This window comes from Roseateles sp. P5_D6 (assembly GCF_054049415.1).
In genome coordinates, this window is sequence record NZ_JBFUMK010000009.1 from 84,311 (window position 1) to 101,083 (window position 16,773).

Consider the following 16,773-nt stretch of genomic DNA (forward strand, 5'->3'; position numbering starts at 1 on the left):
TCACCGGTACAGCCACACGCGCATCAGCGACAGCAGCTGGGCCGTGTTGACGGGTTTGGAGATGTAGTCGCTGGCGCCCGCCTCCAGGCATTTCTCGCGGTCACCCTTCATGGCCTTGGCGGTCAGGGCCAGGATGGGCAGGTTGCGGAACTCGGCGTGGGAGCGGATCTCGCGCATGGTCTCGTAGCCATCCATGTCCGGCATCATGATGTCCATCAGCACCAGGTCGAGATCGGGCGTGTGCTGGATGATCTCGACGGCGGCCCGGCCGCTGGTGGCGGTCAGTACCTGCATCTCCTGATTCTCCAGCAGCGTCGTCAGCGCAAAGATGTTGCGGGCGTCGTCGTCCACCACCAGCACGCGTCGGCCGTGCAGCATCTCGGCGGCGCCGTGCAGCTTGTGCAGAATCTCCTGCTTGCCCTGCGGCAGCTCGGTGACGACGCGGTGCAGGAAGAGGGCCGTCTCGTCGAGCAGGCGTTCGGGGCTCTGCACATCCTTGAGCACCACGCTCTTGGCCAGCGCACGCAGCTGCTTCTGCTCGGCGCTCGTCAGATCCTTGCCGGTGAAGACGACGACCGGCACGGCCGCCAGGGAAGGGTCGGCATGCAGTTGCTCCAGCAGGCCGAAACCGCTGACGTCGGGCAAGCGCAGATCCAGCACGATGCAGTCGAAGGTCTGCTCACGCAGCATCTGCAACGCCGCCGCGCCGGTACCGACGGCCTGCAGCTCGATGTCGTCATGGCCGAGCAGCTCGATGATGGCCTGGCGCTCGATGTCGTTGTCCTCGATGACGAGCAGCCGCTTGGTGCGCGGCACCGTGAAGTCGCGGATGCGGTCCAGCGCCGCCTCCATCTCCTCGCTGGTGGATGACTTCACCACATAGGAGAAGGCGCCGTGCGCCAGGCCGTGGTTGCGGTCCTCCTCGGCGACGCTGAAGATCTGCACCGGGATGTGGCGGGTCAGCGGGTCGAGCTTGAGCTGGTTGAGCACCGTCCAGCCCAGCATGTCGGGCAGGAAGATGTCCAGCGACACGGCGGTCGGCTTGAAGCGCCGCGCCAGCTCCAGGCCCAGGCTGCCCTTGAGCGCCACCAGGCCCTTGAAGCCGCGGTCCCGCGCCAGGCCCAGCACGATGCGGGCGAAGTGGGGGTCGTCCTCGATGATGAGCAGGACCGAGTCGCCCTCCTCGATGTTCTCGCGGTCGTCGGGCACCTGCGTTTCGCGCACCAGCGGCAGGTTGTTGCGCGCCGGGGCCATCGGGCGGCCGTGCACGGGCAGGGGCGCCATGCTGGCGCTGTCCGCGCCGGCGAAGTGCAAGGGCAGGAAGAGCGTGAACGTGCTGCCATGGCCATGCACGCTGGTCAGGCGGATTTCGCCGCCGAGCAGGGCCGCCAGCTCACGGCTGATGGCCAGGCCCAGGCCGGTGCCGCCGTATTTGCGCGACGTGCCGGCGTCGGCCTGCTGGAAGGCCTCGAAGATCAGGCGCTGCTTCTCAGGCGCCACGCCAATGCCGGTGTCCTCGACGGCAAAGGCCAGCACATGCTGGGCCTTGCTCAGCACCGGATGCTCCGTGCTCCAGCCCTCGTTGGCCAGACTGACACGCAGCTCCACATGGCCGTGCGCCGTGAACTTCACCGCGTTGGACAGCAGGTTCTTCAGGATCTGCTGCAGCCGCTTGGCATCGCTTTCCATACTGCGCGGCAGGTCGTCAGCGAACGTCAGGCGCAGCGGCAGGCTCTTGGCCTCGGCCACATGGCGGAAGTTGCGGTCGATGCTGTCGCGCAGCGACACGAACGAGATGTCCTCGATCTCCACCGTGACGGTGCCCGACTCGATCTTGGACAGGTCCAGGATGTCGTTGATGAGGTGCAGCAGGTCAGAGCCGGACGAGTTGATGTTGCGCGAAAACTCGACCTGCTTGCCTGAAAGATTGCCGTCGTTGTTGCTGGCCAGCTGCTGGCTCAGGATCAGGATGGAGTTCAGCGGCGTGCGCAGCTCGTGCGACATGTTGGCCAGGAACTCGGACTTGTACTTGGACGTCAGCGCCAGCTCGGCAGCCTTGTCCTCCAGCGCGTGGCGGGCCTGCTCGACCTCGGCGTTCTTGCGCTCCACTTCCTCGTTCTGCTCGGCCAGCAGGCGGGCCTTGGTGCCGAGCTGCTCATTGGTCTCCTGCAGCTCGCTCTGGCGCGACTGCAGCTCCACCGTCAGCTGCTGCGACTGCGACAGCAGCGACTCGGTGCGCATCGTCGCCTCGATGGTGTTGAACACCGCGCCGATGCTCTGCGTCAGCAGTTCCAGGAAGGCCAGCGACGCGCTGCTGAAGGGCTGCAACGTGGCCAGCTCGATGACGGCCTTGGTCTGGCCCTCGAACAGCACCGGCAGCACGATGACGCTGACGCGCGGCGCGTAGCCGAGGCTGGACGAAATGGCGACGAAGTCCGACGCGATGTCGGCCAGCAGGGTGCTGCGCTTCTCCAGCGCGCACTGGCCGACCAGACCTTCGCCCATCTCGATGGTGGGCGCCAGCCGCACGGTGCCGGATTGGGCGTAGCTGGCCAGCAGGCGCAGCTGCTGGCGGTTGTCGGCCTCGGCGCCGGCCACGTGATAGATGGTGCCCTGGTGTGCCTGCACCAGCGGTGCCAGCTCGGTCAGCAGCATCTGGCTGACGGTCTGCAGCTCGCGCTGGCCCTGCAGCATGCCGGTGAACTTGGCCAGGTTGGTCTTCAGCCAGTCCTGCTCGCGGTTGCGCTCCGTCGTCTCGCGCAGGTTGGAAATCATCGTGTTGATGTTGTCCTTGAGCTCGGACACCTCGCCCTTGGCCTCGACCTGGATGGCGCGCGTCAGGTCGCCCTTGGTCACGGCCGTGGCGACCTCGGCGATGGCGCGCACCTGGGTCGTCAGGTTGGCGGCCAGCAGGTTGACGTTGCCGGTCAGGTCCTTCCAGGTGCCGGATGCACCCGGCACATGCGCCTGGCCACCCAGGCGCCCGTCCACGCCCACCTCGCGCGCCACGTTGGTCACCTGCTCGGCGAAGGTGGCCAGCGTGTCGGTCATGTTGTTGATGGTGTCGGCCAGCGCCGCCACCTCGCCCTTGGCCTGCACCGTCAGGCGCTGGGTCAGGTTGCCGTTGGCCACGGCCGTCACGACCTTGACGATGCCGCGCACCTGCTCGGTCAGGTTGGAAGCCATGAAGTTGACGTTGTCGGTCAGGTCCTTCCAGGTGCCGCCCACGCCGGCCACCTTGGCCTGGCCGCCGAGCTTGCCCTCGGTACCCACCTCGCGGGCCACGCGCGTGACCTCGCCGGCAAAGGCGTTGAGCTGGTCGACCATGGTGTTGATGGTGTTCTTCAGCTCCAGGATTTCGCCGCTGACGTCCACCGTGATCTTGCGGTTCAGGTCGCCCCGCGCCACGGCGGTSGTCACCTCGGCRATGTTSCGCACCTGKGCSGTCAGRTTGGMGCCCATGGWGTTGACCGARTCGGTCARGTCCTTCCAGGTGCCGGCCACGCCMKGCACGWCGGCCTGCMCGCCCAGCCGCCCTTCGGTGCCGACCTCGCGAGCCACCCGCGTCACTTCCGACGCAAAGGAGCGCAGCTGTTCCACCATCGTGTTGATGGTTTCCTTCAGCTGCAGGATCTCGCCGCGCACGTCCACGGTGATCTTCTTGGACAGGTCGCCGTTGGCCACCGCGATGGTCACGTCGGCGATGTTGCGCACCTGGCCGGTCAGGTTGGACGCCATCGAGTTGACGTTGTCGGTCAGGTCCTTCCACGTACCGGCCACGCCGGGCACCTGCGCCTGGCCGCCCAGCTTGCCCTCGGTGCCCACCTCGCGGGCCACGCGGCTCACTTCGGAGGCGAAGGCGCCGAGCTGTTCGACCATGGTGTTCATGGTTTCCTTCAGCTGCAGGATCTCGCCCTTCACGTCCACCGTGATCTTGCGGTTCAAGTCGCCACGGGCAATGGCCGTGGCCACGTCGGCGATGTTGCGCACCTGGCCGGTCAGGTTGGACGCCATGGAGTTGACGTTGTCGGTCAGGTCCTTCCACACGCCGGCCACGCCAGGCACGGCAGCCTGGCCACCGAGCTTGCCTTCGGTGCCGACCTCGCGCGCCACCCGCGTCACTTCGGACGCGAAGGCGCGCAGCTGGTCCACCATGGTGTTGATGGTTTCCTTCAGCTGCAGGATCTCGCCGCGCACGTCCACGGTGATCTTCTTGGACAGGTCACCATTGGCCACCGCGATGGTCACGTCGGCGATGTTGCGCACCTGGCCCGTCAGGTTGGAGGCCATCGAGTTGACGTTGTCGGTCAGGTCCTTCCAGGTGCCGGCCACGCCGGGCACCTGGGCCTGGCCACCCAGCTTGCCCTCGGTTCCCACCTCACGCGCCACCCGCGTCACTTCGCCGGCAAAGGCGTTGAGCTGGTCGACCATGGTGTTGATGGTGTCCTTGAGCTCAAGAATTTCGCCGCGCACGTCCACGGTGATCTTCTTGGACAGGTCGCCGTTGGCCACGGCCGTCGTCACCTCGGCGATGTTGCGCACCTGGCCCGTCAGGTTGGAGGCCATGAAGTTGACGTTGTCGGTCAGGTCCTTCCAGGTACCGGCCACACCGGGCACCTGGGCCTGGCCGCCGAGCTTGCCGTCCGTGCCCACCTCGCGCGCCACACGGCTCACTTCCGAAGCGAAGCCATTGAGCTGGTCCACCATCGTGTTCAGGGTGTTCTTCAGTGCCAGGATTTCGCCCTTGACCTCCACGGTGATCTTCTTGGACAGGTCACCGCTGGCCACGGCGGTCGCCACGTCGGCGATGTTGCGCACCTGGCCCGTCAGGTTGGACGCCATGAAGTTGACGTTGTCGGTCAGGTCCTTCCAGGTGCCGGCCACGCCGGGCACCTGGGCCTGGCCGCCGAGCTTGCCGTCCGTGCCCACCTCGCGCGCCACACGGCTCACTTCCGAGGCGAAACCGTTGAGCTGATCCACCATCGTGTTGAGCGTGTTCTTCAGCTCCAGGATCTCGCCCTTCACGTCGACSGTGATCTTCTTGGACAGGTCGCCGCYGGCCACRGCCKTCGYCACGTCGGCGATGTTGCGCACCTGGCCCGTCAGGTTGGACGCCATCGAGTTGACGTTGTCGGTCAAGTCCTTCCACGTACCCGCCACGCCAGGCACCTGAGCCTGGCCACCGAGCTTGCCGTCCGTGCCCACCTCGCGCGCCACGCGGCTCACCTCGCCGGCAAAACCGTTGAGCTGGTCGACCATCGTGTTGATGGTGTTCTTCAGCTCCAGGATCTCGCCACGCACGTCCACGGTGATCTTCTTGGAGAGGTCGCCGTTGGCCACGGCCGTCGTCACGTCGGCGATGTTGCGCACCTGGGCTGTCAGGTTGGTCGCCATCGCGTTGACGGAGTCGGTCAGGTCCTTCCAGATACCGGCCACGCCGCGGCCTTGCGCCTGGCCGCCGAGTTTGCCGTCGGTGCCCACCTCGCGGGCCACACGGGTCACTTCGGAGGCGAAGCCGCCAAGCTGGTCGACCATGGTGTTGATGGTGTTCTTCAGCTCCAGGATTTCGCCGCGCACGTCGACCGTGATCTTCTTGGACAGGTCGCCGTTGGCCACGGCCGTCGTCACCTCGGCAATGTTGCGCACCTGCCCGGTCAGGTTGGAGGCCATGAAGTTGACGTTGTCGGTCAGATCCTTCCACGTGCCGGCCACGCCGGGCACCTGGGCCTGGCCGCCGAGCTTGCCGTCCGTGCCCACCTCACGCGCCACGCGGCTGACCTCGCCGGCAAAACCGTTGAGCTGGTCGACCATCGTGTTCATGGTGTTCTTCAGGGCAAGAATCTCTCCCTTGACCTCCACGGTGATCTTTTTCGACAAGTCGCCGCTGGCCACGGCGGTGGCCACGTCCGCGATATTGCGCACCTGGTTGGTCAGGTTGGAGGCCATCGAGTTGACGTTGTCGGTCAGGTCCTTCCATGTGCCGGCCACGCCGGGCACCGCGGCCTGGCCGCCGAGCTTGCCCTCGGTGCCCACCTCGCGGGCCACGCGGGTCACTTCGGACGAGAAGCCGTTGAGCTGGTCGACCATCGTGTTGATGGTTTCCTTCAGCTCCAGGATCTCGCCCTTCACGTCCACCGTGATCTTGCGGCTCAAGTCGCCGCGCGCCACGGCCGTCGTCACGTTGGCGATATTGCGCACCTGCGCCGTCAGGTTGGTCGCCATCGCGTTGACCGAGTCGGTCAGGTCCTTCCAGGTGCCCGCCACGCCGGGCACCACCGCCTGGCCGCCCAGGCGCCCGTCGGTGCCCACCTCGCGGGCCACCCGGGTCACTTCGGACGCGAACGAGCGTAGCTGGTCCACCATGGTGTTGGTGGCTTCCTTGAGCTGCAAGATCTCGCCGCGCACGTCGACGGTGATCTTCTTGGACAGGTCGCCGTTGGCCACGCCGATGGTCACCTCGGCGATGTTGCGTACCTGGGCGGTCAGGTTGCCGGCCATCTGGTTGACGGAATCGGTCAGGTCCTTCCAGACGCCCGACACGCCCTTCACCTGGGCCTGGCCGCCGAGCTTGCCCTCGGTGCCCACCTCGCGCGCTACGCGAGTCACTTCACTCGTGAACACCGACAGCTGGTCGATCATGGTGTTGACCAGGCGCGCGGAGCGCAGGAACTCGCCCTTGAGCTCGCGGCCGTCCACCTCCAGCTCCATGGACTGGCTCAGGTCGCCCTTGGCCACCGCGCCGATGGTGCGCGCGATCTCTGCGGTGGGCCGCACCAGGTCGTCCATCAGCGTGTTGATCGAGTCCACCTTGGTGGCCCAGCCGCCCAGCGAGCCCGGCATCGACATGCGGTGCTTGAGCCGGCCTTCCTTGCCGACCGTGGCGGAGAGCCGCGACACCTCGGAGGCGATGCGCGCCTCCTGGGCGGTGATCTGGTTGAAGGCGGCGGCGATCTGGCCGTCGATGCCGTCCCAGCTGTTGGGCAGGCGGATCGTGAAGTCGCCGTCGCGCAGTGCGGACAACGCCGCCAGGATCTGGCGCGAGCGTGGGGCGCTCAGCTCAACGCCGCCATTCAACACATCGGCCGTCGCGGCCGGAGTGGCCGCCTTGGGGTTGGCGCGCTTTCTGCGAGGTTGCTGCGCGATGTCGACACTCATGGTCCCGCCCGATTCAGAAATTAGGAGTGAGTTTCGCCCGGCGCCGGGTCATTTCAAACCGCTGTGCCAGGTACGAAAAGTGCCCGCTTCTAGCATGGCAATCTAGGGGGATCAAGTCCCTTTTCCGGGCCGCTCTTGCGCGAACACGCGAGTCATTTCAATCCAGCTTCTCTCGCATGTTCGACCGCATACCGGATCAGCTCCGCCTGCCCGTCCAGCTCCAGCTTGCGCTTGATGCTCTGGCGGTGGGCTTCGACGGTGCGCACCGACAGATCCAGGTCGCGGGCGATCTGCTTGCTCGACGCGCCCTGCCCCAGCAGGCTGAGGATCTCGCTTTCGCGCGGCGTCAGCACCGGCTTGGGGGCCTGGCCGCGGAATAGCCGGCCTGAGACTGCAGCGCTCAGGAAGGTGCCGCCCGCGGCCACCGCATCGATCGCCGACACGATCTCGGTCGCCGGCGCATCCTTGAGCACGTAGCCGCGGGCACCGGCGGTCAGCGCACGTTGCACGTATTCGGGGTTGTCATACATGCTGAACATCAGCAGCCTGATGGACGGCTGGGCGGCCAGCATCTCGGCGCCCAGCGTGATGCCGTTGCCGTCCTTCAAGCCCACATCCATCAGCACGACGTCGGGCGCCGTGCGCGCCAATTGCTCCAGGGCCTCGGCCCGCCCGCCGGCCTCACCAACGATCTCGAAGCGCGGCACGGCCGCCAGGCGCGCAACCAGGCCCTCCCGCACCATCGGGTGGTCATCGACGAGCAGGATGCGGATGGGTGTCGGGGTCATGCAGCAGCGCGAGCCAGGTCGGAAGCCGCTAGTTTGACCGTGAGGCGACTGCCCATGCCGGGCGAAGCGAAGAGACTCAGGCGGGCACCGAGGGCGGCCGCCCGTTCGCGCATGCTGCGCAGGCCCAGTCCCCGGTCGGCTGCGGCCTGGGCGGCGTCGGCGTCGAAGCCCTGGCCGTCATCGTTGATTTCCAGCGCCAGGCCACCGTCGCGCTCGAAACGCAGCAGCACGCTCACCGTCGTCGCGTGGGCATGCCGGGCCGCGTTGTTCAGCGCTTCCTGCGCAATGCGGAACAGGGCCGTGTTCACGGCCTCGGGCAAGCCCACCTCCTCACCCTCAACCGCCGCCGAGAAATGCGTGCCACCGGCAGCGTCGAACTCGCCCGCCAGATGCTGCAGTGCCGCAGGCAGGCCGAGGGTGTCCAGCAGCGCCGGCCGCAGCGCGTGGGACAGGTGGCGCACCTCGGCCAGCGTGCTGTTCAGGCGCTTCAAGGCCAGCTCCTGCAGCCGCGCCGCGCCCTCGGGCTCGTGCTGGGCCGACTCGATCAGCAGCTTGGTGGCCACCAGCGCCTGGCTGACGCCGTCATGCAGCTCGCGCGCCAGCCGTGCGCGCTCGTCCTCCTGGCTCTGCACGACCTGGCGGGCCAGGGCACGCAGCTTGGCCTCGGCGCTGCGGTGCTCGCTCAGGTTCAGGGCCAGCGCACCGGCGCTGATCAGCGCGACGCCGAAGACGGCGACAGCGCCCACCCACAGCATGGTGGCCGTGATGTTCTGGCGCGCGCCGCGCTCCAGTTCGGCCATCGTGGCCTCGATGCCGTCCAGGTACAGGCCCGTGCCCAGCATCCAGTCCCACTGCGGCACGGTGACGACATAGCCCAGCTTGGGCGCCAGCAGGCTGCTGGACGGCTTGCGCCACAGGTATTCGACATAGCCGCCGCCGGCCTTGGCCTGATTGATGAGCTGCTGGATGGTGGGCCGGCCCTTCGGGTCGCGCATCTCCCAGAGGTTTTGCCCGATCAGCTCGGGCTGGCGCGAATGCATCAGCACGTGGCCGTCCAGCGAATAGACGAAGAAATAGCCGTCGCGGCCGTAGTCCAGCGAGGACAGGATGGCCAGCGCCCTCTCGGGCCCGCCCGGCTGGCCGAGCAAGGGCTGGATGGTGCTGACCGCCAGGTCGACGTAATGCTTGAGCTCGGTGCGCCGCGCGTCCATATAGCTGGCGCGCACCAGCGCATGCTCGCGCGCCGCCAGCTCGCTTTCCTGCTGGCGCACGGCCAGCGCGATCAGCGCGAGGGAGGCCAGCAGCGGCAGCAGCGCCAGCAGGAACAGGCGGCCCCGCAGGGACAGGGCCGCCCAGGCTTTCATCAGCGGCCCAAGGTTGCGGCGCTCGGCGCTGCCTTGCGCTGGATCGGCTTCCACCCCTCCAGGCGCTTCAGCACGTCGGCAATCGCCGCGTCGAGCTGCGTGTCATCGCCGCCGTTGACGGCCGCCGGGTCGAGTTCGACGTCGATGTCCGGCGACACGCCCTCGTTCTCGATGCGCCATTCGCCATCCGGTGTGTAGAAACGAAAGAAGGGCACGGTCAGGAAGCCGCCATCGGTCAGCGGCGGGTTGGCCGAGATGCCGATCAGGCCGCCCCAGGTGCGCTTGCCGATCAGCGGCCCCAGGCCCACGCGCTTGAAGGCATAGGGCATGAAGTCGCCACCCGAACCGGCGTCCTGGTCGATCAGCATGGCCTTGGGGCCGTAGATGGCACCGCCCGGCGTGTCGAAGACCAGGCCGTCACGGTCCTTCCAGCTGCCCAGATACGGCCGCGACAACAGCTCCGTCACGTAGTTCGCCGCTTGCCCACCGCCATTGCGGCGGTCGTCGACGATCAGCGCCTGCTTGTCGATCTGCGCGAAGAACATGCGGTTGAAGTGCTCGAAGCCCTGGCCCGCAGTGTCGGGCATGTAGACGTAGGCAATCTTGCCGCCGCTCTTTTGCTCCACCTTCCTGCGGTTGCCGTCGATCCAGGCCCAGCGGCGCAGCAGGCTCTCGTTGGCAACGGGCTCGACGACGATCTCGCGGCGGCCCTTGCCCGCGGCATCGTTCGCGATGGCCAGCGTCACCTGCTTGCCAACGGTGTTCTCCAGCAGCGCGTAGAGGTTGGTCTTGTCATCCAGCTCATGGCCACCGATAGCAAGGATGAAGTCGCCCTCCTTCACGCCCAGGCCGGCCACCGACAGCGGCGCGCGCAGGCTGGGGTTGAGGCGGTCGCCAGCGTAGAGCTTGGCGATCTTGTAGCGCCCCTGCTCGACGGCGAAGTCCGCACCCAGCAGGCCGACGGCGACGGGCGCCTCCTGATGCACGTCACCACCGCCGGCACGGTTGTGGCCGACCTGCAACTCGCCGATCATCTGCACGAGCAGGTCGTTCAGGTCCTCGCGGCGCTGCACATGGGCCAGTTGCGGCAGGTAGCGGTCGTAGACGGCCTGCCAGTTCAACCCATGCATGGCGGGGTCGTAGAAGAACTCCCTCTCCATCCACCAGGCCTCGTCGAAGATCTGCTTCCACTCGGCCCTGGGGTCGATGCGGGCACGCAGGCCCGACAGGTCCAGCGGCTTGCTGTCGCCCTTGTCATTGGCATCGCCCACCTCCAGCTTGCCGCCGGCCACGGTCAGCAGCAGCTTCTTGTGGTCTTCGCTCAGCGAGAACTCGGCAATGCCGGTGCGCAACAGTTTGGGCTTGCGCTCCTCGAAGTCGAAGCGCCACAGCTCGGCCGTCGCGCGACGCTCGGCCTGCGGGGGCTCGTTGCTGGCGCCGGGCTGCGGGCGCTGCAGATAGAAGAGCGCGCCGTCCGAGGCGACCGCCAGGTTGTCGTAGTTGCGCTCGGCCACCGGCAGGGCCACGACGCGGTCGGCCAGGCCGTCAAGGTCGACCTTGATCGGCTTGACCGGTTCGGGCTTGGGCTTTTCGTCCTTCTTGGCGTCGGCCTTCTTGTCGTCTTTCTTCTTGTCCGTTTTTTCGTCCTTCTTCTCGTCCTTGTTCTCGTCCTTCTTGTCGTCCTTCTTGCCATCCTCGTCACCCGCTTTGGGCGCCAGCGGCGACTTGCCGTCGGCCGCGAGCACCACGGCGTAGAGGCCGGCACGGCGCGGGCGCTCCTGTGTGGACAGATCCAGCCCGACCTGGCTCGGGCCAGAGTTGATGGACGCCGTGAAATACAGGTAGTCGCCCTTGGCCGAGAAGGTCGGGTTGCCGGCATGGGCCAGGCCGTCGGTGACGGCATGGTTGCGGCCGGTCGCCAGCTCGTGCAGCACGATGCGGCTGAAATAGTTCTCGCCCGAGGTCGTGTAGGCCAGCCAGCGGCTGTCCGGCGAGAAGGACACGGCATAGCCGTCGGCGCCGAAGCGGCGCACGTCGGTGGCGACCCTGACGAGCTGGCCGCGCTGCGGGCCGGGCACCAGGCTCAGCCGATAGAGGTTGAGGTGGTTGTCCTGCAGCACGAACTGATTGCCGTCAGGGGACCAGTCCATCAGCGCGAAATAACCCTCCTTGGGCAGCAGGAAGCGCTCCTTCGCCCCCAGGCCGGTCTGGTTCTGCAGCACCAGCTCATGGCGCATGCCCGGGGCGTCGGACAGGTAGGCCACGCGCTGGCCGTCGGCGCTCCACAGCGCGTCCTTCTCGCGCACGCCGGGGCTCTCGGTCAGGTTGCGCACGCTGCCGTCCTTGACCGGCACCGTGAATACCTCGCCGCGGGCGCTGACGACAACGCGCTTGCCGGTGCTGGACAGCTGAGCATGGGTCAGCGTCTTGCCAGCATCCTTCCACTGCGGCCGCGCCTGAGGCGCGATGCTGGTGAGCTGGATGTCGAGCACACGCGGCGTGCCGCCTGCCAGTTCAATCTGCTTGATGCGGCCACCGGACTCGTAGACCAGGGTCGTGCCGACGGCGTCGACGCTGCGCACGTCCCATTGCGTCTCGCGGGTCAGTTGGCGCAGCGATTGGGTCGCCGGGTTGAAAGCGAAGAGATTAGCCGCGCCGTCGGCACGGTCGGAGATGAAAACGACCTCGCTGCCGGCCCAGACCGGTGCGGAGTCGGTCGCATTGACGTGGGGAATCTGCTGCCACTTCTGGCTGGCGACATCCATGACCCACACCGGTGGCGTCGAGCCACCGCGGCTCTGGCGCCAGCCGCTCATGCCGGCATAGGCGGCGTTGTAGGGGCGGTAGGCCAGCTGCTTGCCGTCGGCCGACCAGGCGCCCTCGAAGGCCACGGCCTTCATGACCTGCTTCTCGTAGCCGCCTTCCACGCTGACCTCGTAGAGCTGGTTGCTGCGGTTGTTCAGCACCTCGCGCGGCGAGGCGAACAGCACGCGCTTGCCATCAGGGCTCCAGCCGCTGACGACGTCAGCCGTCGGGTGCCAGGTCAGGCGTTTGGGCGCGCTGCCGTCCAGGCCGATGACGTAGACGTCGGTATTGCCGTCATAGCTGGCCGAGAAGGCGATGCTCCTGCCGTCCGGCGAGAAGCGCGGCGCGAACTCGGCAGCCGCATGGCTGGTCAGGCGCCGGGCATTGCCGCCACTGCGGTCAGCCAGCCAGAGATCGCCGGCATAGACGAAGGCCAGGTGGTCCTTGGAGACGGCGGGCTGGCGCAGCATGAGCGTCGGTTCGGCCGCCAAGGCCGCGCCGGAGGTCATCCAGGCACAGGCCAAAGCCATGGCGATACGGGTCAGGGTCATCGGGATCTCCGATCAGACGAAAACCCGCGACTCTAGTGCGCCTTGGGCGCGGCTCCGAAAGTCAGCGCCGGGCTGAGTTGGCCGTGCCGAGTCAGCCCGGCTGGCGCTTGAACCTGGCCTTCAGGCCGCCGGCGATGATGACCAGGCCGGGTATGAGAATCATGGCCCAGATGATCTTGTCCAGGTTGGTTTTGACCCAGGGCACGTTGCCAAAGACATAGCCGATCAGCGTGACGCCGCAAACCCACAGCACGCCGCCACCCACGTCATACAGCGTGAACTTGCGCCGCGTCATCTGCGCCACGCCGGCCACGAAGGGCGCGAAAGTGCGCAAAAAGGGCATGAAGCGAGCCGCAACGAGGGTGATGCCGCCGTACTTCTCGTAGAAGGCATGGGCTTTCTCGAAGGCGGCCTTGTTGAAGAAGCGCGAGTCCTCCCACTGGAAGACGCGCGGGCCGAAATGCCGGCCGATGCTGTAGTTGCTCTGGTTGCCGAGGATGGCCGCCGCCGTCAGCAGCGCCATGGACAGGCCCAGGTCCATCAGCCCGACGCCACACATGGCGCCGACGACAAAGAGCAGGGAATCCCCCGGCAGGAAGGGCATGACGACCACGCCGGTCTCGACAAAGATGATCAGGAAGAGCAGCGCATACACCCAGGCGCCGTAACTCGCGACGAAGTTGGCCAGGTGCTGGTCGACGTGCAGGACGAAGTCGATGAGGAAGGGAAGGAAATCCATGGGCGGCGATTATCCCGGCCCGGACGTGACAGCCGGACGGCGCCGATAATCCGGTCGATGGATTTGCCCCTGCCCGACCTCCCTGCCCCACGCGCCATCCGCGAACTGCCCGATGAGCTGATCAGCCAGATCGCCGCCGGCGAGGTCGTCGAGCGCCCGGCCTCGGTGGTGCGCGAGCTGGTGGACAACGCGCTGGACGCCGGCGCGAAGAACATCCAGGTCAAGCTGATGGCCGGCGGCGTGCGGGCCATCGTCGTCGAGGACGACGGCTGCGGCATCCCTGTCAACCAGTTGCCCCTGGCACTCAAGCGCCATGCAACGAGCAAGATCGCCAGCCTGAGTGACCTGGAATCCGTCGCGACGATGGGATTCCGCGGCGAGGCCCTGGCCGCCATCTCGTCGGTCTCCGACATGGCCATTGCCAGCCGCACGGCCGCCGACGCTCACGCCCACCGGCTGGACGCCCGCAGCGGCGAGCTGCAGCCGGCCGCCCGTGCGCGCGGCACCAGCGTCGAGGTGCGCGAGCTGTTTTTCGCCACCCCCGCCCGCCGCAAGTTCCTCAAGACCGACGCCACCGAGCTGGCCCATTGCGTTGAAGCCGTGCGCCGCCATGCGCTGGCGCGTCCCGACGTCGGCTTTGCGATCTGGCACGAAGGCAAGCTCGTCGACCAATGGCGCGCCGCGTCCAGCGAGCAGCGCATTGCCGATGCGCTGGGCGCAGACTTTGTCACCGAGAGCCGCCCCTTCGAGCACAGCTTCGGCCCCTTGGCCCTGACCGGACGCGCCGGCCTGCCCGAGGCGGCGCGCTCGCGGGCCGACCAGCAATACGTCTGGGTCAACGGCCGCCATGTGCGCGACAAGCTCATCAGCCATGCCATCCGCTCCGCCTACGAGGACGTGCTGCACGGCCAGCGCCAGCCCAGCTATGTGCTCTTCATCGAGATCGCGCCCGAACTGGTGGATGTGAACGTGCACCCGACCAAGATCGAAGTGCGCTTTCGCGACGGCCGCGCCATCCACCAATCGGTGCGCCGCGCCTTCATCGACGCGCTGGCCCAGTCGCGTGCGGACGCCGCCGGCGTCGAATCGGCCATGGCGCCGCTTGGCTTCGAGCCGACGATGCCGGCCACGCTCTTCGTCTCGGAGCCGCGCCCGGCCTACCAGTCTTATGTGCCGCCCGTGCCGGCGACGGCCGAGCAGGTCAGGCTGTCCCTGGTTCAGCACGAGGCCCTGTGGGCCCCCGGTGAAGCTCCTGAGCCCGCACCTGCGACAGCCGCGCCGACGATCAGCTTGAAGATGAAGTTGCCGGACGAGGACTGGCCGCTGGGCCGCGCCATCGCGCAGATCCAGGGCGTCTACATCCTGGCCGAGAACAAGCAAGGCCTGGTCATCGTCGACATGCACGCGGCCCATGAGCGCGTCGTCTATGAGCGGCTCAAGGCCAGGCTCGGCGCGACCCAGATCGAAAGCCAGCCGCTGCTGATCCCGGTCAGCTTCGCCGCTACGGCCGAGGAGGTCGCCGCCGCCGAGCAGCATGCCGACACGCTGTCAAAGCTCGGCCTGGATGTCGCCCCGCTGTCCGCCCGCACCTTGGCCGTGCGCTCCCGCCCCGCCCTGCTTGCGGCCTCCGACCTCGTCGCGCTGACCCGCGAGCTGCTCGCCGAGATGGCCCAGTTCGACGCCAGCTCGGTGCTCGAACGCGCTCAGCATGAAATCCTCGCCACCATGGCCTGCCACGGCGCCGTGCGCGCCAACCGGCAATTGACGCTGGACGAAATGAACGCGCTGCTGCGCGACATGGAAGCCACCGAACGCGCCGACCAATGCAACCACGGCCGCCCCACCTGGCGCCAGCTCGACATGCGCGAGCTGGACGCCCTTTTCCTGCGCGGACGCTGAAAGAAAACGATGGCCACCATCACCCTCAAGGGCAAGCCCAAGCCTGCTGCCAAGACTCGCAACGCCGAGGGCGAGAAGCGCGCGCCGGTGCGCGGCAAGGGCGTCTCCAAGCCCCGCACGACGCTTGCCAAGGCGCAGGCCGACCGGGCCGAGCGCGAGGAACAGTTCCAGAAGTCGCAAGCGCAGCGCGCCGAGCGGCCCGCACCGGCTCGCGACGAACGGCCGGCTCGCCCGAAGCCGACGGGTTTCAAGTCTGACTGGCAGCAGCAGCCGCGCGGCGACGCGCCGCCGCGCCCCGAGCGTGGCCCGCGCGCACGCCCCGACGAGCGGCCGCCGCAATACCGCGGTGATGCACCGCCGCGGCCAGAGCGCGGTCCACGTGCACGACCCGACGAGCGCCCGCCGCAATACCGCGGCGACGCACCGCAGCGCCCAGAACGCGCCCCTCGCGCGCGACCGGACGAAGGCCCTCCTGCCGACCGCCCGCCGCGCGTCGACCAACGCCGTGTGGCCAACCGCGGCCCCAACTTCGAGCCGCCACAACGCCCTCAGCAACGCCGCAACCCGGCCCGCGAAGTCGCTCCTGAAGACGGCGAGCGCCTGTCCAAGCGCATGGGCGAGCTCAAGCTCGCTTCGCGCCGCGAGGCCGATGACTGGATCGCCGCCGGCTGGGTGCGCGTCAACGGCAAGGTCGCCGTGCTGGGCCAGCGAGTCGGCCCCGACGTGCAGATCGACATCGACCCCGCCGCCCGCAACCAACAGGCCCAGCTTGTCACCGTGCTGCTGCACAAGCCCATCGGTTACGTCTCGGGCCAGGCCGAAGACGGCTACGAGCCGGCCGTCGTGCTGTTCCAGCCCGAGAACCGCTGGGCGGAAGACGCCTCCGGCATCAAGCCCAACGCCGGCCACCACCGCAACCTGGCTCCCGCCGGGCGGCTGGACATCGACTCCACCGGCCTGCTCGTGCTGACGCAGGACGGCCGCATCGCCCGGGTGCTGATCGGCGACGACTCCGACGTCGAGAAGGAGTACCTCGTGCGTGTCGAGTTCGTCGGCCTGCCCGGTGCTGAAGCCGTGCCAGAGGGCATGCTGCCCAACGCGGCGCTGTCGAACAACAAACTCGCCCTGCTCAACCATGGCCTGGAGCTGGATGGCGAAGAACTCAAGCCCGCCAAGGTCAGCTGGCAGAACGAGCACCAGCTGCGCTTTGTGCTGCGCGAGGGCAAGAAGCGCCAGATCCGCCGCATGTGCGAACTGGTCGGCCTCAAGGTCGTCGGCCTGAAGCGCGTGCGCATCGGCCGCATTCCGCTGGGCCATCTGCCCGTCGGGCAATGGCGCTATCTCGCGCCATGGGAGAAGTTCTGAACCTCGCCGCAGGAAACACAGCCACAGAGGCACAGAGCCACAGAGGAACAGCCTCTTGCTACTGAATTTCTCTGTGCCTCTGTGGCTCTGTGGCTGTGTTGGGCTGT

At 67.6% G+C, this 16,773-nt stretch carries 7 protein-coding genes; 2 read left to right on the plus strand and 5 right to left on the minus strand.

The window, feature by feature from the left end; genetic code table 11:
• From ACXJKM_RS14070 to ACXJKM_RS14090, 5 genes are all read right to left on the minus strand, one after another.
• Positions 1-7,155 carry a HAMP domain-containing protein gene (locus ACXJKM_RS14070; protein WP_457353069.1) on the minus strand — a complete coding sequence of 2,385 codons (7,155 nt, stop codon included), beginning with the start codon at positions 7,153-7,155 and terminating at the stop codon, positions 1-3.
• 152 nt (positions 7,156-7,307) lie between these two features.
• Positions 7,308-7,943 carry a response regulator gene (locus ACXJKM_RS14075; protein ID WP_457353072.1) on the minus strand — a complete coding sequence of 212 codons (636 nt, stop codon included), beginning with the start codon at positions 7,941-7,943 and terminating at the stop codon, positions 7,308-7,310.
• Complete coding sequence (locus ACXJKM_RS14080) at positions 7,940-9,361, minus strand: cache domain-containing protein (RefSeq protein ID WP_457353074.1); 1,422 nt, start codon at positions 9,359-9,361, stop codon at positions 7,940-7,942. Before ACXJKM_RS14080 ends, ACXJKM_RS14075 begins: the two co-directional genes overlap by 4 nt.
• The gene (locus ACXJKM_RS14085) at positions 9,307-12,663 is read right to left on the minus strand and encodes a S41 family peptidase (RefSeq protein WP_457353076.1); all 3,357 of its coding nucleotides are present in this window, start codon (positions 12,661-12,663) and stop codon (positions 9,307-9,309) included. The genes ACXJKM_RS14080 and ACXJKM_RS14085 overlap by 55 nt, the downstream gene beginning before the upstream one ends.
• Before the next feature lie 91 nt (positions 12,664-12,754).
• Positions 12,755-13,402 (minus strand): DedA family protein, encoded by a 648-nt coding sequence (locus tag ACXJKM_RS14090; protein ID WP_056201588.1) that lies wholly within the window; start codon positions 13,400-13,402, stop codon positions 12,755-12,757.
• A 57-nt stretch (positions 13,403-13,459) separates the two neighbouring features.
• Between ACXJKM_RS14090 and mutL the strand changes: the two genes are divergently transcribed.
• Entirely contained in the window at positions 13,460-15,301 is a 1,842-nt protein-coding gene (gene mutL, locus ACXJKM_RS14095) for a DNA mismatch repair endonuclease MutL (protein ID WP_457353078.1), read from the plus strand.
• Between the two features lie 9 nt (positions 15,302-15,310).
• Complete coding sequence (locus ACXJKM_RS14100) at positions 15,311-16,666, plus strand: pseudouridine synthase (RefSeq protein ID WP_457353080.1); 1,356 nt, start codon at positions 15,311-15,313, stop codon at positions 16,664-16,666.
• Positions 16,667-16,773 lie beyond the last annotated feature (107 nt).

What these genes read in the sequence shown, in the direction of transcription:
- ACXJKM_RS14075 (WP_457353072.1), bottom strand. Translation starts at nt 7,943, where the DNA reads ATGACCCCGACACCCATCCGCATCCTGCTCGTCGATGACCACCCGATG.
- ACXJKM_RS14085 (WP_457353076.1), bottom strand. Translation starts at nt 12,663, where the DNA reads ATGACCCTGACCCGTATCGCCATGGCTTTGGCCTGTGCCTGGATGACC.
- ACXJKM_RS14090 (WP_056201588.1), bottom strand. Translation starts at nt 13,402, where the DNA reads ATGGATTTCCTTCCCTTCCTCATCGACTTCGTCCTGCACGTCGACCAG.
- mutL (WP_457353078.1), top strand. Translation starts at nt 13,460, where the DNA reads ATGGATTTGCCCCTGCCCGACCTCCCTGCCCCACGCGCCATCCGCGAA.
- ACXJKM_RS14100 (WP_457353080.1), top strand. Translation starts at nt 15,311, where the DNA reads ATGGCCACCATCACCCTCAAGGGCAAGCCCAAGCCTGCTGCCAAGACT.